21 protein-coding genes are annotated in these 16762 nt (G+C 64.1%); 13 read left to right on the top strand and 8 right to left on the bottom strand.

From position 1 onward, the window contains the following. The first annotated feature begins 93 nt into the window (after positions 1–93). The gene (locus tag QSV46_RS24880; protein WP_314957810.1) at positions 94–393 is read left to right on the top strand and encodes a copper-binding protein; all 300 of its coding nucleotides are present in this window, start codon (positions 94–96) and stop codon (positions 391–393) included. A gap of 110 nt (positions 394–503) precedes the next feature. On the opposite strand, the gene QSV46_RS24875 is transcribed toward QSV46_RS24880, so the two are convergent. Beyond that, positions 504–1061, bottom strand: a complete 558-nt coding sequence (locus tag QSV46_RS24875) for a PQQ-dependent catabolism-associated CXXCW motif protein (protein WP_314957808.1) — start codon at positions 1059–1061, stop codon at positions 504–506. After that, the gene (locus QSV46_RS24870; RefSeq protein ID WP_314957806.1) at positions 1058–1939 is read right to left on the bottom strand and encodes a substrate-binding domain-containing protein; all 882 of its coding nucleotides are present in this window, start codon (positions 1937–1939) and stop codon (positions 1058–1060) included. The genes QSV46_RS24875 and QSV46_RS24870 overlap by 4 nt, the downstream gene beginning before the upstream one ends. Positions 1940–2068: 129 nt before the next feature. On the opposite strand from QSV46_RS24870, the gene QSV46_RS24865 reads away from it, so the two are divergent. After that, positions 2069–2995 (top strand): quinoprotein relay system zinc metallohydrolase 2, encoded by a 927-nt coding sequence (locus tag QSV46_RS24865; RefSeq protein WP_314957805.1) that lies wholly within the window; start codon positions 2069–2071, stop codon positions 2993–2995. Positions 2996–3047: 52 nt separating this feature from the next. After that, positions 3048–3866 (top strand): quinoprotein dehydrogenase-associated SoxYZ-like carrier, encoded by an 819-nt coding sequence (locus QSV46_RS24860; RefSeq protein ID WP_314957804.1) that lies wholly within the window; start codon positions 3048–3050, stop codon positions 3864–3866. 159 nt (positions 3867–4025) lie between these two features. Here QSV46_RS24860 and QSV46_RS24855 read toward each other — a convergent pair whose 3' ends face one another. After that, a complete protein-coding gene (locus QSV46_RS24855; protein ID WP_314957802.1) occupies positions 4026–4385 on the bottom strand; it encodes a hypothetical protein in 360 nt (119 codons plus the stop codon). Positions 4386–4472: 87 nt separating this feature from the next. Between QSV46_RS24855 and QSV46_RS24850 the strand changes: the two genes are divergently transcribed. The 5 genes from QSV46_RS24850 to QSV46_RS24830 are packed head-to-tail and all read left to right on the top strand — an operon-like array spanning position 4473 to position 8154. Continuing rightward, positions 4473–5468 (top strand): ABC transporter substrate-binding protein, encoded by a 996-nt coding sequence (locus QSV46_RS24850; RefSeq protein WP_314957800.1) that lies wholly within the window; start codon positions 4473–4475, stop codon positions 5466–5468. 1 nt (position 5469) lies between these two features. Then, entirely contained in the window at positions 5470–6207 is a 738-nt protein-coding gene (locus QSV46_RS24845; protein ID WP_314957798.1) for an ABC transporter permease, read from the top strand. Further along, positions 6197–6937: an ABC transporter ATP-binding protein gene (locus QSV46_RS24840; protein WP_314957796.1), complete on the top strand. Its 741-nt coding sequence runs from the start codon at positions 6197–6199 to the stop codon at positions 6935–6937. The genes QSV46_RS24845 and QSV46_RS24840 overlap by 11 nt, the downstream gene beginning before the upstream one ends. Positions 6938–6984: 47 nt before the next feature. Beyond that, entirely contained in the window at positions 6985–7779 is a 795-nt protein-coding gene (locus QSV46_RS24835; protein WP_314957795.1) for a pentapeptide repeat-containing protein, read from the top strand. Positions 7780–7806: 27 nt separating this feature from the next. Further along, complete coding sequence (locus QSV46_RS24830; RefSeq protein WP_314957794.1) at positions 7807–8154, top strand: hypothetical protein; 348 nt, start codon at positions 7807–7809, stop codon at positions 8152–8154. Positions 8155–8164: 10 nt separating this feature from the next. Here QSV46_RS24830 and QSV46_RS24825 read toward each other — a convergent pair whose 3' ends face one another. The 4 genes from QSV46_RS24825 to QSV46_RS24810 all read right to left on the bottom strand — a co-directional run bounded on the left by QSV46_RS24825 (position 8165) and on the right by QSV46_RS24810 (position 10089). Next, a complete protein-coding gene (locus QSV46_RS24825; protein WP_314957793.1) occupies positions 8165–8374 on the bottom strand; it encodes a hypothetical protein in 210 nt (69 codons plus the stop codon). Between the two features lie 138 nt (positions 8375–8512). Further along, on the bottom strand, positions 8513–9418 hold the full coding sequence (locus QSV46_RS24820) for a hypothetical protein (protein WP_314957792.1): 906 nt from the start codon (positions 9416–9418) through the stop codon (positions 8513–8515). A gap of 25 nt (positions 9419–9443) precedes the next feature. Next, the gene (pqqA, locus tag QSV46_RS24815) at positions 9444–9524 is read right to left on the bottom strand and encodes a pyrroloquinoline quinone precursor peptide PqqA (protein WP_008562446.1); all 81 of its coding nucleotides are present in this window, start codon (positions 9522–9524) and stop codon (positions 9444–9446) included. Between the two features lie 172 nt (positions 9525–9696). After that, positions 9697–10089 (bottom strand): EF-hand domain-containing protein, encoded by a 393-nt coding sequence (locus tag QSV46_RS24810; RefSeq protein ID WP_314957791.1) that lies wholly within the window; start codon positions 10087–10089, stop codon positions 9697–9699. A 339-nt stretch (positions 10090–10428) separates the two neighbouring features. On the opposite strand from QSV46_RS24810, the gene QSV46_RS24805 reads away from it, so the two are divergent. The 5 genes from QSV46_RS24805 (at position 10429) to QSV46_RS24785 (ending at position 15250) form a co-directional block, all read left to right on the top strand. Next, positions 10429–12093, top strand: coding sequence for a methanol/ethanol family PQQ-dependent dehydrogenase (locus QSV46_RS24805; RefSeq protein ID WP_314957789.1), 1665 nt, complete (start codon positions 10429–10431; stop codon positions 12091–12093). Between the two features lie 10 nt (positions 12094–12103). Beyond that, the gene (locus QSV46_RS24800; RefSeq protein ID WP_314957788.1) at positions 12104–12460 is read left to right on the top strand and encodes a cytochrome c; all 357 of its coding nucleotides are present in this window, start codon (positions 12104–12106) and stop codon (positions 12458–12460) included. Continuing rightward, positions 12457–13386 carry a transporter substrate-binding domain-containing protein gene (locus QSV46_RS24795; protein WP_314957786.1) on the top strand — a complete coding sequence of 310 codons (930 nt, stop codon included), beginning with the start codon at positions 12457–12459 and terminating at the stop codon, positions 13384–13386. Before QSV46_RS24800 ends, QSV46_RS24795 begins: the two co-directional genes overlap by 4 nt. 308 nt (positions 13387–13694) lie before the next feature. Beyond that, positions 13695–14684 carry a tripartite tricarboxylate transporter substrate binding protein gene (locus tag QSV46_RS24790; RefSeq protein ID WP_314957784.1) on the top strand — a complete coding sequence of 330 codons (990 nt, stop codon included), beginning with the start codon at positions 13695–13697 and terminating at the stop codon, positions 14682–14684. 140 nt (positions 14685–14824) lie between these two features. Next, positions 14825–15250: a hypothetical protein gene (locus QSV46_RS24785; protein ID WP_314957783.1), complete on the top strand. Its 426-nt coding sequence runs from the start codon at positions 14825–14827 to the stop codon at positions 15248–15250. 39 nt (positions 15251–15289) lie between these two features. On the opposite strand, the gene QSV46_RS24780 is transcribed toward QSV46_RS24785, so the two are convergent. Then, a complete protein-coding gene (locus QSV46_RS24780) occupies positions 15290–16258 on the bottom strand; it encodes a helix-turn-helix domain-containing protein (protein ID WP_314957781.1) in 969 nt (322 codons plus the stop codon). Positions 16259–16762: the final 504 nt, after the last annotated feature.

The following is a 16762-nucleotide window of genomic DNA, read 5'->3' as shown; positions in this document are numbered from 1 at the left end:
AGCGTGATCGTTAACCTTTGCCGCGCTATCAGCCGGAACCAAAACGATCTAGGATGTCTTGTCGATGTGAATCTCGAATGCCGGGAGGCCTCGATGGGAACCACGAAATTCATCCTCGCAGGCGCTGCGGCGATCAGCATGCTCGCATCCAGCGCCTTTGCCGACGACATGACCGGAATGGTCACGCGGATTGATCGACTCAACAACACGATCTCGATCCAGCAGACGCAGAAGGGCACGGTCGGCGGCAGCGCTGGCGGCGCCGGTACGCTGCAGCAGTTCAAGGCCAAGGACGCCGCGATGCTCGAAGCCGTTCATGCCGGCGATCGGGTGACGTACTCCGCCACCGACAATAATGGTACCGGGACGCTGACGAAGCTGCAGAAGCAGTAGGCTCGCTTCGTACGTCACGGCGTCATGGCCGGGCTTGTCCCGGCCATCCACGGTTAGCCACGCGGCACGAAGAACGTAGATGCCCGGGACAAGCCCGGGGATGACGATCACTACTGCTCCGGCCGCGGCTCCGGCTGCGCTTGTTCGGTCGGAAGCTGTGCGCGCTCCCAGCCGTCGGTGCCGTCGGGATACCAGGCCAAGTTGGAGTAGCCGTAAGCCATCGCGCGCTTGGCCGCGTTCCAGGACATCCAGCAGTCGGCGAGGCAATAGATGACGAGCAGCGCGGCCTTGTTGCCGTGCGAGGCGCGCGCGAGGCCAAGCTGGAAATAATCGTCCATGGCCGGTGGCAGCGCGCCGTAGCCGGTATCGGGTAGCCAGAGGCTGCCCGGAATGTTTTTGCGCGGCATGTCGCGCCATACCGTGCCTTCGGGCAGGTTCTTTGGCTTCGGCGGACGCGGCAGCACGTCGACGAAAGCGCCGCTCTTGGCGCGCCAGATCGCCTCGGCCTCCGGCGTCGTCAGAACGCGCGCGCCGGCAAGCGTCGCCGGCACCGGCGCGCGGTAATTGTCGGTGCGATAGCCTTCAGGCTCGAACGGCTCCTGCTGCTGCGCCGATGCCGGGGCCAGCAGCACCGCGGCGACGAGCGCAGCGGCCAGCGGCCGCCTCATGGTGTCTTCTTGGCCGTCTCCGCGCCGAGCGGCCGATCGCTCTCGTCCAGCAGTGGCACACCGAAGTCGAGCAGGATTCTGTTGATCTCGCCCTGGTTGTCCTGGATCACCCTGTTGAGCTGCCGCTTCCAGTTCTGGTCGGCGGGACGCACGCCCATGCCGATGCGATAGACCAGCTTTGGTCCCGTGGTTTCCTTCACCAGCGGCGTGACGTGCATTGCGCCGGCTTTCTTCGCGTAGTATCCGGCCATCGGCCCCCACAGCACGCCGGCGTCGATCTTGCCGGCGGCAAGGTCGTCAACCATCGCCTGCGCCGAATTGTCGAAGCGCGTGTCGATCATCAGCGGATAGGGTTTTGCATCGCCCATCAGGCCGGCCAGCGCCATGTTGGTCGCCGGCGGCGTACCGGCGACGATGCCGACATGCTTGCCCTTCAGGCGCGCGTCCTCGAGCGTATCGACGCCCTCGAGCCCGCTGCCGTTCTTGGCGACCAGCGCATAGGTCGTGCGGTAATAGGGATTGGTGCCCTGCACCAGATCGTCGCCTTGCGGAAAGCCCATGATGACGTCGCAGCGATGCGCGCCCAGCGTCATCCGCACGAAGCCGGTGGCCTGCGGGAAGAACACGTAGTCGAGCTTCTTCTGGAGCTTGTCCGCGAGCAGCTCGGCGAGCTTGTTCTCGAACCCCTCGCCCTTTTCATTGGAGAAAGGCAGATTGCGTGGATCGGCGCAGACGCGCAGCACTTTGGGATCGACCAGCTCGAACGAGAGGTCGCCGGTCTCGCTCGTCTGCGCGATGGCGGCGTCACCGGACACGCAGGATGCGACCAGCACCCACAGTGAAAACAACCAGCAACGATGTCGTCCGGTCTCCGTCATCGTGCTTCCTCCACGTTTTGTTTGAATGTTATCCATGCAACGCATGACGCGCCATGTTTTGCCAAACTTTGTGCTGGCTTGATCTTGCTGCAGTGCAATGCACGCGACCCTTTGAACTGAGGCGGAAAAGTGTCTCGCATCGTTCTCGTGATCGCGGCCTTGTCCCTGCTGGGGCTTACGACGCTAGCACGTACAGAAGCGGCCGAATTGCCTGTGAGCGAAGTCGCGCCGGGAATCTTCGTACACTCCGGGGCCATCGCGCTCATGACCCGCGAGAATGAAGGCGACATCGCCAATGTCGGCTTCATCGTCGGCGAGGATGCGGTGGCCGTGATCGACACGGGGGGCAGCCTGCGCGAGGGCGAGGCGCTGCTGGCGGCCGTGCGGGCGCGCACCGGCAAGCCGATCCGCTACGTCATCAACACCCACGGCCATCCCGATCATGTCTTTGGCAATGCCGCCTTCGTTGCGGAGGGAACCGGATTCGTCGGCCACAGCAAGCTGCCGCAAGCGCTCGCGAGCCGCGGACCATATTATCTCGACAACTTTAGACGCATCATGGGCGACGAGCTGATCGCTCCCGTGAAGATCGTGCCGCCCACAACGCTCGTGTCAGATGCGCTGACGCTCGATCTCGGCTCGCGCCGCTTGATCTTGCAGACCTGGCCGGCCGGGCACAGCGACAGCGATCTGACCGTGTTCGACGAGACCAGCAAAACCCTGTTCGCGGGCGACCTTGTCTTTCTCCGCCACATTCCTGTCATGGACGGCAGCATCCGCGGCTGGCTCGACGCGCTGAAGGGACTGCAGGCCATCCCGGCGTTGCGCGTTATTCCCGGTCACGGACCCGTGAGCGAGTGGCCCGCCGCACTGGCCGATGAACGACGTTACCTGTCAACGCTGCTGTCGGACGTTCGCTCACTGAACAGGAGGGGTGCGCCGATCCGCACCGCAGCGGACAAGGCGGCCGCGTCGGAACGGCCGCAGTGGGAGCTGTTCGACGACTACAATGCCCGCAACGCAACCGCAGCATTTTCGGAAATTGAATGGGAGTGACGGGCGCGCTACGCTACACTGAGCAATGTTTCGTCCGCGCGGGATCATGACCATGCCGGGATGCACACGCCGTCTGCCGTTGATCGCCCTGCTCCTCGGCATCGCCTTCGCCATGCCGGCGCGGGCCGAAGAGGCCGACGACCCCTGGCCGGGCCTCGTACAGGACATATTCAGCAACCGGCCGATGAACGACGGCAACGATGTCATCGGCATCGAGATGCCCTATCGCGCCGAGGACGCGGCCATCGTGCCGGTGACCCTGCGCAGCAAGCTCTCGCCCGGCGACGCGCGGCGCATCCGCTCAATCACGCTGGTGATCGACCGCAACCCCGCGCCGATGGCGGCGAAGTTCGAGCTCGGACCGGATGCCAACGTCACCGAGATCTCCACGCGCGTGCGCGTCAACAATTATACCGATGTCCATGCGGTCGCCGAGCTCAGCGACGGCCAGCTCTATGTCTCGAAAGTTTACGTGAAGGCCTCCGGCGGCTGCTCGGCGCCGGCGGGAAAGAATATCGAGGAAGCCAGGAACCGGCTCGGCCAGATGCGCTACCGGCAATTCGCGCGCGAGGATGCGCCGGCGAGCCGCGTCCGCGAAGCGCAGATCATGATCGGCCATCCCAACAATTCCGGCCTGCAAATGGACCAGGTCACGCAGCTCTATATTCCCGCCTTCTTCGTCAACCAGCTCAAGCTGACACAGGACGACAGCCCCGTGCTGTCGATGGAAGGCGGCATCTCGATCTCGGAAGATCCCAATCTGCGCTTCACGTACGTGGCCAACGGCGCCAAGCGCTTTCGCGCGGAGGCAAAGGACACGGATGGGCACGTGTTCCGGAACGAGTGGGATGCGGAGAAGCCGGGGACTTAGGTCTCTCGGTCGTCATGGCCGGGCTTGTCCCGGCCATCCACGAACTTCGCGCCTACCGTAAGAACGTGGATGCCCGGGCCTTCGCCTCGCCGAAGCGGCTTCGGCGGCGCAGGCGGGACAAGCTCGGGCATGACGAATACGGTTGGCGTGCAGCTGCCGTCAGAAACACCTGACCTCCGCTTCCGCCTGCGCGCGCCTGAGGTCGTTCACGGCCGAATTCGCCTGCTCTGACGTGCGGAACTGGACACCGAGATTGCCGCGGACCTGGGACATGCTCAGCGCCGTCTCCGCGGTGACGTAGCGGTCGTAGGACACGATCGAGGCCACCACGTCGATCGAGCAGGAGCATTGCTCGATCGACTGCCGCGACTCGCCATTGGCCTTCATGCAGCCATAGACGTATTCCGCGCGCGCCGACGTTGGATAATCGTTGGCCTCTCCGGCCTGCGCCACGCACGCGGTCGCAGCCCACACTGCCAATGCGGCGACAATCGGTCGTAGCTGTGCCGCCAGATTCATGCGCGTCCTCCCGCTGGTTGCGACGAAACCTATGCTATGCGTATTGTCCTGAAAAGCATTCTATCTGAGGAAACGGCTCACAAGGTGATGAGAGTATTTGGTCTGAGGGCGCCTGGACGAACTTTTGCGCTCGCGGTAACGCTGGCGCTGACACTGGCGACGTCCGGCCGCGCCGCGGATACGATCCGCCTTGCAGTGCAGAAGACCGGAACATTCTCCTGGGAGCTGGCCGCGATCCGCGCGGGCGGGCTCGACAAGGAGGCCGACCTCACGCTCGACGTCACCGAGTTTGCGAGCCCTGAGGCCGGCAAGATCGCGCTGCGCGCCGGGAGTGCCGACATCATCCTATCGGACTGGCTGTGGGTGTCGCGCGAGCGCGCGCTCGGCGCCAAGTTGACCTTCTATCCCTATTCCAGCGCACTTGGCGCGGTGATGGTGGCTGCGGCCTCGCCGATCAAGACGCTCGCCGATTTGAAGGGCCGTAAGCTCGCGGTCGGCGGCGGTCCCATCGACAAGAGCTGGCTGCTGCTGCAGGCGCGGATGAAGCAGGACGGCATCGACCTGAAATCCGATGCCACGATCGTCTATGGTGCGCCACCGCTGATCGCAGCCAAGGCGCTCGACGGCGAGATGGATGCGAGCCTCAATTTCTGGAATTTCTGCGCACAGCTCGAGGCCAAGGGCTTTCGTCGCCTCGCCGGCATCGAGGACATCCTGCCGGAGCTCGGGGCCAAGGGCGCGGTCTCCGCGATCGGCTATGTGTTCGACGAGAGCTGGGCGGCGGGGCATCGCGATGCCGTGGCGCGCTTCATCGCGATGACCCGCAAGGCCAAGCGGTTGCTGGTGACGTCCGACACGGCCTGGGACAAGATCGCGCCGCTCACCGGCACCACCGATGCGGCGATGCTCAAGACCTACCGCGACCGCTATCGCGACGGCATCCCGCGCCGGAGCATCGTCGATGAGGAGGCGGATGCGCGCGTGCTCTACCGCGTGCTCGCCGAGGTCGGCGGGCGTGACCTCGTCGGCCCTGCGGCGGAACTCGATCCCGGCACCTTCTATCACGCAGTCCCCGGAGACTGAGGTGCTGCGTTTTCTCTCGTTTGCCCTGTTTCTCGCGGTCTGGTGGATCGCCGCGCTGTTCGTCGGCGGCGCAAAGCTGCCCTCCCCGACCGCCGTGCTCAATGTCATCATCGCGGAGGCGTCGAGCGGTGCGTTGTTCCTGCATCTCGGCGTCACGCTGGCGCGCGTGACCCTCGCCTTCGTGCTGGCGATGTCAGTCGGCAGTGCCATCGGTTATCTGATGGGGCGGGTCAAGCTCGCCGACCGGCTCGGTGACCCCTGGCTGATCCTGCTGCTCAATTTGCCCGCGCTGGTCGTGATCGTGCTGGCCTATATCTGGGCCGGCCTCACCGAGGCCGCCGCAATCGCGGCGATCGCCATCAACAAGTTGCCGACCGCCATCGTCACGTTGCGCGAGGGCACGCGCGCGCTCGACCGTTCGCTCGACGAAATGGCCAGCGTGTTCGCGATGCCGCGCTGGCGCGCCTTCCGCCACGTCGTGCTGCCGCAGCTTGCGCCCTATATCGCGGCCTCCGCCCGCTCCGGATTGTCGCTGGTCTGGAAGATCGTGCTGGTCGCCGAGCTGCTGGGACGGCCGAACGGCGTCGGCTTCGAGATCGGCGTCGCGTTTCAGCTGTTCGATACGCCGCGGCTGCTGGCCTATTCGTTGACCTTCGCCGCCGTCGTCCTCTTGATCGAAACCCTGCTGGTGCAGCCGTTCGAAGCCCGCGCAACACGGTGGCGGCCCCGTGCGGCTTGAGGTCGAGATCACGGGCAAGACGTTCAGAAGTGCCGCGGGCGAGACGCACGAGGTGCTGGCGCCGGTCAAATTCGCGCTTCAATCCGGCGAGGTCGGCGTGCTGATCGGCCCGTCCGGTTGCGGCAAGAGCACGATGCTGCGCATCATCCTCGGGCTCGATCACGAATTTCAGGGACGCATCGCGCGGCCGCCGGAGGCCCGCATCGGCATGGTGTTCCAGGAGCCGCGGCTGCTGCCATGGCGCTCGGTCGAACAGAACGTACGGCTGGCGGCGCCTGACGTCTCCGACGCAGAACTGTCCGCGCTGTTCAGGATTTTGGAGCTGGACGCGCATCGCAGCCACTTTCCCGGCGAATTGTCGCTGGGCCTTGCCCGGCGCGTCGCACTTGCCCGCGCCTTTGCGGTCGAGCCCGATCTGCTCGTGCTCGACGAGCCCCTCGCCTCGCTCGACGATGCGCTCGCCGGCCGCCTGCGCGACGAGATCGCGACGCTGGTCGCGAGCCGCCCGGTGATGACGCTGCTCGTCACCCACAGTCTCGACGATGCGATCCGTCTCGGCGACCGCCTGTTCTTGCTGTCGCCACGCCCGGCGCGCATTCTTGCCGAGGTACCCATCAGTATCCCACGCGCCGCACGCGGCGACGCAGAGATATTCGCGATCAAGGCAGACCTTGTGCGGCGGACCCAAGGCGAACTTGGCGGCGAACGCGCCGGGCGTGATGTCTCATAGGCAGCAGCGCCGGGCCCGTGCTAAATAAGCGCTCGGCGGAGTTGACCATGAAGCGAAGGATCGCCCTGACGACGCTTGGCCTCGCTCTTGTCGTGCTGGCGGCGCGAGCTCAGGACATGATGCGCGACGTCGACCTTTCATCGCCCGCCATGGTCTCCGCCGAAATGGGCCGGCAGGACGTCGAGGCCGTGCTCGCCAAGACCAGCGCTGCTACACCCGTAGATTTCACCGGCAAGCGCCTGTCGGGTCTCGACCTCTCCGGGCTCGATCTTTCCAACGCAATTCTGCGCGCGGCGCGGCTCAACAAGACGAGGCTTGTCGGCACGAAGCTTGATCATGCGATCCTCGATCAAGCGTGGCTGCTGGATGCGGATCTCACGGGCGCGAGCCTAAAGGGCGCCAACCTGTTCGCCTCGCAGATGGCACGTGCGCGTCTCGACGGCGCGAACCTGTCAGGAGCGCGCATTGCTGCTGACCTCACCGGCGCAAGCCTGGTCGGCGCCTCGATTGCGAACGCGCATCTTGGCGCCGATATGCGCAACCAGTCGATGGGGCTGATGCGTGCGGTATTGAGATCCGCCAATCTGGAACGGCTGAACGCGCGCAACGCCGATTTGTCACGCGTCGACCTCGAATTCGCGGTCCTCAGGGGCGCCGACCTGACCGGTGCATCACTGAAAAACGCCCAACTCGGTGGAGCCGATCTGACCGGCGCAACCGTCATCGACGCCGATTTCGACGGCGCCGATCTCGTCTCGGCGAAGCTGATCGCACCGAACGGCCTTGACCGCGCCAAAAATTTCGACAAGGCCAAGAACCGCGAGCGCCTGATCACGAAATGACAGCGCTGCTTTGGGGAGGAATAGCTGATGCGTCGGTGTCTGGTTTTGATCGCATTGTTGGTGTGCGGCGGCGAGGCCGCGGCGCAAGCCAAGGGCAAAGGAATCCGGCTGTGGAATCTGACGACGGAGACGATCTCCGGCTTCCAGCTCTCGCCCGCCGGCAAGACCGACTGGGGTCCGAACCAGTGCCTGAACGACAAGGACAAGGAGGTCGACCACGACGAGCGGCTGCGCATCACCGGTGCCGAGCCGGGCCGCTACGACGCCAAGGTCAGCTATCCCAATGCGCGACAATGCGTCGTTCGCGACATCGAGATCCGGGCCGATGCGGTGTTTTCGATCGCCGACAAGGACCTGAAGGACTGCACGAAGTAGCGAACGCGGATCACGCCTTGTCGTTCGGGTGCGGATATTCGCAGCGCCACCGTACCGCCTGCCACTTCGGATGGTCGCCAACCCACTGCGCGATATAGGGCGGCGCGGCCATCACACATTGCCTCGGCGACCCCGCAAAGTTGAACACCAGGTGCTGCTCCTCGCAGGTCGCAGGCGAGAGCACCGCACACACCGTCACCACTAGGTCGATCGCGTTCATGCCGGGTTCCTCGCGCAAGGGGCGATAGAGATTAGCACGAGAGGTTACGTCCGAAGGAGCTGGAAGTTTCAATCCGGGCGGGTCAAATGCGGGCTTCTAATCCCTCTCCCTCTTTGCGGGAAAAAGCGAACAGCACACCTAAAAGTTAACCCCGAACACCAGTCTTGCCTGGTGCCGCTCGAAATTGACGAGGTCGAGATTGCCGCCTGATCCGGCCGCGCGACCCCAGGCCTGCATGCTCCAGCTCATGGTCAACCGCGACCGCTCGGAGAGCTGGAAATAGGCGGTCGGACCGACGAACAGGGCCTGCCCTGAAAACTCGCCGAGGCCGATGCCATCATATTGCCGGAAGTAGCGCAGCTCGCCGCCGAGCAGCACGTTGGGACGCACGCGCACCATGCCGGCAAAGGCCGCGCCGATGGTCGAGCTTTTTTCGGACAAGCCGTTCACCTCGAAGCGCGCCCATTCGGGCTGATAGATCAGGTTGAGCGCGCCGATTGCGAAGTTCGGGATCAGCTCGCGGTCGAAGGCGAGCGTGAAATCGGTGCCGTACATCCGACCCTTCGCGCCGCTGGTCTCATCGATGCGAGCGCCATGAAGCTCGGCGGCGACGGTCAACCCGAATGGCGCGCGCTCGCGGTCGAGCAGGCGATAGCGCAGATCGAGCGAAGCGCCCTGAAAGTTGAACTGGCGGCGATCGTCGATGTCGGGGACGCCGGTGATGTCGTGCAACGTGGCCATGCCGCCGACCTCGATGCGGAGGTTCGGCAGCGGCACGATCTCGATCTCGACCTCCTGCTCAAGGGCGCGATAGGTGCCGCCGCCCTTGCCGAAGCGTCCCGTGGTCTCGGTCTGGAATTCGCGCTCACCGGGCGCGCCGACATCGGTGCCGATCATGAAGCCGAAGATGTGCTCGGTATCAAAGCCGTCTTCGGCGCTGACGCATGCCGGTGCAAGCGCGATTGTGCAGGCGGCAATGGTCCAGAATGTAGGGGCTCGCGCGCGCATCCCCGACACTACCACGGCTTCGACGGCGTTTGCCATCGAAGCCGCGGCAGGTTCGTCGGTCTTACTTGCGCGAAGCGCAGGCGTACATGTTGATTTCCATGCCGACCGGCACTTCCACGATCTTCGGAGCTTTCCAAGCCATTCGGGGTCTCCCCAAGATATTGAGCGCGACATCGCGCGGGGCAAAACCTAGGGCTGCGCCAGGCACAGCGCAAGCGTCGAATCGAACTGCGAACACCGCCAACTGCCGCATCGCGCTTGCAAATTTCCCTCTCGGGCAAACCGCCTTCGCTCCCAGTCAAGCGGAGCGTCTCTCACCGCAACAGACGCAGTAGCGCGCGGCCGGCGCGGGCGTTCAGCTCCTTCGCATCCAGCGTTCCATCCTTGTCGGGATTCGCTGCATTGAAGCGCTGCTCGACCACCGAGAGATATTCGTCGAGCGTCAGCGTCCCGTCGCGGTCCGGATCAGCAGCAGCGAGCTCTTTCGCCGTTAACCGTCCGCGCAGTTCGCGCGCGTCCAGCGTGCCGTCGCGATCGGGATCGAGCTTGGCGAACTGTGCCGTGGCGGCTTTCTTCACCTCGGCGAGGTCGAGCGTGCCGTCGTTGTCGGTGTCGAACATTTTGGCCGCGTTGCCGGATGCAGCCCAGGCCGGGCCGGACAGCGCTGCGATCGCAAGCGCAAGCGCAATTGAGCGATGTGAAATCATCGAAACCTCCTGACCAGGACCCCACGATTCGCGTGGGATCGAATGACATAAGTCCACAAGGCAGCCCCGGTTCAAGTCCGGAATTGCAATCTGCGCACCGCACAACTCGCAGGACTGGACTGTCCGAGGAGAGCATCCCAGCTGGCATCACTTCACGCCATGGAATTTTTCCAGCGTCTGCGCACAAGTAAAAATCGATTGTCAGGTTTCCGTCAGGTGACCGGCATCTGGCGTCCAACAAATCGGCAACGCGCTTACGACTTTCGTATTGACGCGTTTTGCATTCGGGCGGAGTGTTGCGTTTGCAGCGTCAAAAGACGCGCATATTTGGAGGGACGGATGAAACGCCTTGCGATGGCCGCGAGCCTCGTCATATCCGCATGCTCGGTCGCGAGCGCACAGACCACCGAGCAGCTGGTCAAAGGTGCGACCGATACATCGAACGTTCTCAACTACGGGATGGGCTATAATCTGCAGCGCTTCTCGACCCTGAACCAGATCAACAAGGACACGGTGAAAAACCTCGTCCCGGTCTGGAATTACTCCTTCAACGACGATCGCAGCGAGGAATCGCAGCCGCTGGTGTACCAGGGCGTGATCTACGTGACCTCGCACAACGCGACCATGGCGGTCGACGCCAAGACCGGCAAGCAGATCTGGAAATCCAAGATCGAATATCCCGCCGAGACACCGCGCATCGTCTGCTGCGGCATCATCAACCGCGGCGCCGCGCTGTATGACGGCAAGGTGATCCGCACCACGCTCGACGCCAACGTGATCGCGCTCGATGCCAAGACCGGCAAGGAGCTGTGGCGGCAGAAGGCCGCCGACATCAAGGAAGGCTATTCGATGACGGTGGCCCCGCTGGTCGCCGACGGTGTCGTCATCACCGGCATCTCCGGCGCCGAGTTCGGCACCCGCGGCTTCATCGACGGCTGGGATCCGGCGACGGGCAAGCATCTGTGGCGCACCCATTCGATCCCATCGCCGGACGAGCCCGGCGGCGATACGTGGAAGGGCGACACCTGGAAGCTCGGCGGCGGCTCGACCTGGATCACGGGCTCTTATGATCCGGAGCTGAACACGGTGTATTGGGGTATCGGCAATCCCGGCCCCTTCAACTCGGCGGTGCGCCCCGGCGACAATCTCTACACCTGCTCCGTGCTGGCGATGGACCCCAAGACCGGCAAGATCAAGTGGCACTACCAGTTCTCGCCGAACAATCCGTTCGACTATGACAGCGTGGCCGAGATGGTGCTCGCCGACATGAATGTCGAGGGCAAGCCGACCAAGGTGCTGATGGATGCCAACCGCAACGGCTTCTTCTACGTCCTCGACCGCACCAATGGAAAGCTGCTCGCGGCCAATCCTTACGTGAAGGTGAATTGGGCGACCGGCATCGACATGAAGACCGGCCGGCCGATCGAGACCGATGTCAGCAAGGACGCGCGCGAGGGCAAGAAGGTCGTTGTCTATCCGTCGCTGCTCGGGGGCAAGAACTGGGAGCCGATGTCCTTCAACCCGCAAACCGGGCTCGCCTACGCCAACACACTCGCCTTCGGCGGCAGGTACAAGACCGAGCCCGTCACCTTCAAGCAGGGTGAATGGTATCTCGGCATGGACCTCACCGATCTCTGGGAATGGGGTGATGGTCCGCGCGGTCATCTGAAGGCGATCGATCCGCTCACCGGCAAAGCCAAGTGGGAAGCACCCAGCGACATCCCGCGCTTCTCGGGCGTGCTGTCGACTGCGGGCGGCGTCGTGTTCACGGGCGCGCTGACCGGCGAGTTCGAGGCCTTCGACGCCGACAGCGGCAAGAAGCTCTGGCAGTTCCAGACCGGCTCGGGCATCGAGGGACAACCGGTGACCTGGCAGCAGGACGGCGTGCAGTACATTGCCGTCACCAGCGGCTATGGCGGCGTGTACTCGATCTTTTCCGGCGACGAACGGCTTGCCACGGTGCCGGCCGGCGGCTCGCTGTGGGTTTTTGCGGTCAAGCAATAGCCACGGCACGATGCTGAAGGACGTAACTCACAAGACGGTGGCGACCATCGCCACCGTCGCGGTGCTGGCGGTGGCGCTTGCGGCGACCGTCCGTGCCGCGGACGACGCAACCGGCAATCCGCTTCAGGCGCAGATCGACCATGGCAAGTCGACCTATGCTTCGAAATGCTCGCCCTGCCACGGCCCGAACCTGATGAATGCCGGCACCATCACGCCGGACCTGCGCGTCATCCCCGACGACAAGACGCGCTTCGTCACCACGGTGAAGAACGGCAAGAACAACAAGATGCCGCCCTGGGCTGACATTTTGAGCGATGACGAGATCGGGAATCTCTGGGCCTTCATCTCGAGCCGGAGGAAGCCGTGAGGCGCTGGCTCGCCGGCTGGAGCGTTGCTGCGATCCTCGCCACGATGTCCGCGGCTGCGGATGCCACTGATGATCCGCTGAAGATCTGCCTCGATGAGGACCGGCCGCCGCTCTCGATGCATCAGAAAGGCAAGCCGGACGCCGGCTTCGACGTGCTGCTGGCGCAGGCGATCGCGGAGCGAATGGGGCGATCGCTCAAAATCCAGTGGTTCGAGAGCAGGCTCGACGAGGATTCCAGCCCACAGCTCGAGGCCAACGCGCTACTCTCCGACGGGCGCTGCTCGCTGGTCGGCGGCTACGCATTGACGACGGATTCCCTCGTCAAGCCCGGCATGAAGACGGCGCGCTTGCCGGACTTTGCCGGCGCCACGCGCGATGACCGCCGCCGCCGCGTCGGGCTCGGCGTGCTCGCGCCGAGCCAGCCCTACGTCTATTCGCCGATGATTGTCGTGCTCGGGCCGAAGGCACGAGGCCGCAAGATCGCCGACATCGGCGACCTCGCCGGCCTTCGCCTCGCGATCGAGAGCGGCTCACTGGGCGATGCGATCCTGATGACTTTCGACAAGGGGCGCCTGATCGACGGCATCACCCATTTCGTCCCCGGCCGCGACGATCTGCTCGGCGCGCTCCAGCGCGGCGACTATGACGCGACGCTGATCGACCTCGGCCGCTTCGATGCCCATCGCGCCGCGCATCCCGACACGGCGGTCACCTCTTCCGGCTACCACTATCCGATCGGCGCCAATCGCGGCTATGTCGGGCTTGCCGGCGATGCCGCGCTGATCGAGGCCGTCAACAAGGCGCTGACGGAGCTTGCCGCGGAAGGCAAGATCGCAGAATTCGGCAAGCAGGCCGGCCTCACCTATTTACCGCCGCGCGAGCCCGCGATTTTGGGCGATGTCTGGATGAAGATCATCCAGCGGTGATACTCTCGTGTCCCGGACGCGGTGCGGCACGCAGTGACGCTCCGCAGAGCCGGGACCCAGGAGGCCACACAATTCGCTGCTACATGGGCCCCGGCTCTGCAGCGCACCGCTGAAGTAGCGCTGCGCCGCGTCCGGGGCACAAGCAACGCGTCATTTCGGGCGCCCGCAGGGCGAGTCTGGAATCCATTTCTCCGGATGACGGGAGAATCCGCGCAACCGGCCGTTCGAATGCGCCAATCTGTCTCGCCTGCCACCCATGGCAGCGGCGGCCTGATGCAGTACTTTTCGCAAAGATCAGGGAGAGAATCATGTCCGCCAAGCTCGATCGCCGCCGCTTCATCGCCGCTGGCACCAGTGCACTCGCGATGCCTTTCGTGGCGCCTGGCGCCTCGGCGCAAGGCACATGGCCGTCGCGGCAGATTCGCATGATTTGCAGCTATCCCGCCGGCGGACAGACCGATTTGCTCGCGCGCGCCTATGGCGAGTTCATCTCCAAGCAAGTCGGCAAGACGGTCGTCGTCGAGAACAAGCCCGGCGCCTCGGGCGCGATCGGCACGGCGGAGGTCGCCCGCGCCGAGCCCGACGGCCACACCATGCTGTGCTCGATCTCGACCACCTACATCATGAACCGGGTGGTGATGAAGAACCCCGGCTACGACATGGACAAGGATCTGACGCTCGTCAGCGTCATTCCGGGCGCGGGCCTTCTGCTGGTCGCGAACCCCAAGACCGGCGTCAAGACGCTGGAGGATTTCGTCGCCTTCGCGCGCAAGAGCGGCAAGGTGAATTTCGGCACCTACAGCGCGGGCTCGGCCCCGCACATGACGATCAACGAGCTCAACAAGCAGTATGGACTTAACATCGAGCCGATCCATTACCGCGGCGAGGCGCCGATGTGGACGGGGATGCTGGAAGGCACGCTCGACGCCGCGATGGGCAGCTACACGGCGGCGCAATCGGTCCTGCAAAGCGATCGCGGCACCGTGTTCGCCGTGCACTCGAAGAAGGTCGATGCGATCCCGGCCGTCAAGACTCTCCCCGAGCAGGGCGCGACGTCGAAATTCTTCACCGTGAGCGGCTTCACCGGCTGGGCGGTACCCAAGGCGACGCCGCAGCCGGTGGTCGATCGCCTGGCCGAGCTGTGCGTTGCCGCCAACAGCGATCCGAAGGTGAAGGAAGTTCTCGCAACCTTCGTGCTCGAACCCGCGATCGGCTTCAAGGAGACCAACGCGCTGTATCAGCGCGAGCTGCCGATCTGGATCGAGAGCGCAAAGTCGCTTGGCCTCGAGCCGGCCTGAACGCACGGCATGGCGCGGCACAGGGGCCGTCCTGTCGCCGCCCGGCGTCCGACCAAAGCCTAGTGTCGGAAACGCATTTTCACGCTATGATTGTGTGTTGCTGCCGGAAGCCCTCGCCGACGACGAGAAAGGCCGCTCGCATGACACCGGATGGCGTCGCCGTAGCCGTCATGATCATCCTGCTGTTTCCGATGGGCTATTTCACGCTGGCTTCGCCCGCTTTCTTGCTGGTAAAGCTGGACATCCAGCCCGTCGCCCAGTTGCTGCGCGGAATGTTCAATGCCCATTTTCTGGTGATGCGCGTTGCCGGAATCATCGGAGCAGCAGCGTTCCTGCTCGACGGTCGCCTGGTCGCCGCGATCGGCGTCGGCCTGATTGCGGCCATGGCGATCTGCGGACGCCGCTGGTTCATGCCGCGGATGGACGACCAGCTTAGCGCGAGTGACGCAGGCGATGCCGAAGCCCCGCGTCGGCTGCGGCGGCTGCATTGGAGCGGGATGCTGGGTAACGCGGTGCTGCTGGTCGCTCTCCTGGCCAGCATTCCCTACATCGCCATGTCGGTCTGAGAGCCATCGCCGCTTGGCCGGCGCAGCTGTGGCGCTCGCCTAGTGCTCGCCCGAGGCCGCCGCGCCCTGCTGGGCCTTGTGGATCGAGGACGGCACCACGCCAAAATATTTCCGGAACACGCGACTGAAATGCGATGAGCTGGAGAAGCCCCAGGAGAACGCGACGTCGGTGATGGTCTTGCCGCCGTGCGCCTCGAGCTCCTGGCGGCAGTTCTGCAGGCGCGCCTGCCAGATATAGTCGCTCACCGTGGTGCCGCGCTCGGAGAACAGCATGTGCAGATAGCGCTTGGAGCAGCCGAGCTCAGCGGAGATCTGATCGATGCACAGATCCGGGTCGCGCAGGTGCTCGCGGATGAAGAACTGCGCGCGCACATACATCGCCTCGGGCCCGACACGATCAAACCCCGTGTCCGCCTCGCGCAGCGGCAGCAGCAACAGATCGATCAGCGAATCGGCGACGCCGACCGCGCTGTTCGCCGACAGTTTCGCCGCCTCGTCGAAGGTGGCATGGACAAAATCATGGGCGATCCGCCCCGTACCCGTCTTCGCCGACAGCTTGCAGGCCGGCATCCGCTGCGAGGGGAATCCGCGGTCGCGCAGCAGCGCCTTGGGAACAATCACCACGTCGTGGCGGGTGAAGGCCGGGCTGATGATCGAATGCGGACAGGAAACGTCATAGGCGATGATATCGCCCGGGTTGATTTCGATGTGGCGGCCTTCCTGCTCGAAATAGGACACGCCATAGGTCTGGAAGTGGATCTTGATGTACGGGTGTTCGTTGGCCTTGGCGCGTGCCAGCGTGTGCGCGATGCGATGCTGGCTGACCTCGATCTGGCAGAGCTTCAGGCGCGAGACGCTGGTGTAGTCGATGCGGCCTTCGAGCGAGGACGCCTCGAGCGGATCGACGTCGAAATGCCCGCACAGGCTCGTCAGTCCGTCGATCCAGCTCTGGATCTGCCGCTTCGGCGTCATTCCGGTCGTCGAGAGCGTGTGAATTGTGTCGGACATTAATCCAGCCACTGGTTTCATCCAGAGATTCGACGCGAATCGCGACCAGCGCTGCTGGAGCCCTCAGCCATGATTGCGTGACGTTTACCTCGAATTTGAGCGGTCTTTTGCAACGAACGTGATCGTTCCAATGCCACCCTTGAAAGTTAATCCTCCGCCTTAGTTGCAGCGCCGTCAAGGGGAACCTGAGCGTCGAATGTCGCGCCGCACGGGCGTCGAAGCCGCTGAATTCGCTACTGCAAAATCAAAATCTTCGCGTCCGTGCGCTGTCGAGCAAAGCAGGTTCTCTCTTGGGCAAGTTTCCCGATGACGAAGCCGTTAGGAATTGCGGCAGGAACAACAAGAACGGGCCGCTGCCGCACGCGGACCCGTAGCTCTCATCCGGAGGAGGAAACAGCACAGCATCGTTTCTGGTCCCAATCGTGACCGCCCTGCACGAGCAGACGCCGGACGAGAAGCCCGGTGATTGAGCAATGCTTCGGAAAAAATAAACGAGACCAACGG

The organism is Bradyrhizobium cosmicum, from assembly GCF_032290525.1.
In the GTDB taxonomy this organism is placed as follows: domain Bacteria; phylum Pseudomonadota; class Alphaproteobacteria; order Rhizobiales; family Xanthobacteraceae; genus Bradyrhizobium; species Bradyrhizobium cosmicum_A.
The sequence above is the reverse complement of the archived record's forward strand: the minus strand, read 5'-3'. Positions and strand labels throughout refer to the sequence as shown.

Coding starts and splice junctions, on each gene's coding strand:
- QSV46_RS24880 (WP_314957810.1), top strand. CDS start 94: ATGGGAACCACGAAATTCATCCTCGCAGGCGCTGCGGCGATCAGCATG.
- QSV46_RS24875 (WP_314957808.1), bottom strand. CDS start 1,061: ATGAGGCGGCCGCTGGCCGCTGCGCTCGTCGCCGCGGTGCTGCTGGCC.
- QSV46_RS24870 (WP_314957806.1), bottom strand. CDS start 1,939: ATGACGGAGACCGGACGACATCGTTGCTGGTTGTTTTCACTGTGGGTG.
- QSV46_RS24860 (WP_314957804.1), top strand. CDS start 3,048: ATGCCGGGATGCACACGCCGTCTGCCGTTGATCGCCCTGCTCCTCGGC.
- QSV46_RS24855 (WP_314957802.1), bottom strand. CDS start 4,385: ATGAATCTGGCGGCACAGCTACGACCGATTGTCGCCGCATTGGCAGTG.
- QSV46_RS24850 (WP_314957800.1), top strand. CDS start 4,473: ATGAGAGTATTTGGTCTGAGGGCGCCTGGACGAACTTTTGCGCTCGCG.
- QSV46_RS24835 (WP_314957795.1), top strand. CDS start 6,985: ATGAAGCGAAGGATCGCCCTGACGACGCTTGGCCTCGCTCTTGTCGTG.
- QSV46_RS24830 (WP_314957794.1), top strand. CDS start 7,807: ATGCGTCGGTGTCTGGTTTTGATCGCATTGTTGGTGTGCGGCGGCGAG.
- QSV46_RS24825 (WP_314957793.1), bottom strand. CDS start 8,374: ATGAACGCGATCGACCTAGTGGTGACGGTGTGTGCGGTGCTCTCGCCT.
- QSV46_RS24820 (WP_314957792.1), bottom strand. CDS start 9,418: ATGGCAAACGCCGTCGAAGCCGTGGTAGTGTCGGGGATGCGCGCGCGA.
- pqqA (WP_008562446.1), bottom strand. CDS start 9,524: ATGGCTTGGAAAGCTCCGAAGATCGTGGAAGTGCCGGTCGGCATGGAA.
- QSV46_RS24810 (WP_314957791.1), bottom strand. CDS start 10,089: ATGATTTCACATCGCTCAATTGCGCTTGCGCTTGCGATCGCAGCGCTG.
- QSV46_RS24805 (WP_314957789.1), top strand. CDS start 10,429: ATGAAACGCCTTGCGATGGCCGCGAGCCTCGTCATATCCGCATGCTCG.
- QSV46_RS24800 (WP_314957788.1), top strand. CDS start 12,104: ATGCTGAAGGACGTAACTCACAAGACGGTGGCGACCATCGCCACCGTC.
- QSV46_RS24790 (WP_314957784.1), top strand. CDS start 13,695: ATGTCCGCCAAGCTCGATCGCCGCCGCTTCATCGCCGCTGGCACCAGT.
- QSV46_RS24785 (WP_314957783.1), top strand. CDS start 14,825: ATGACACCGGATGGCGTCGCCGTAGCCGTCATGATCATCCTGCTGTTT.
- QSV46_RS24780 (WP_314957781.1), bottom strand. CDS start 16,258: ATGTCCGACACAATTCACACGCTCTCGACGACCGGAATGACGCCGAAG.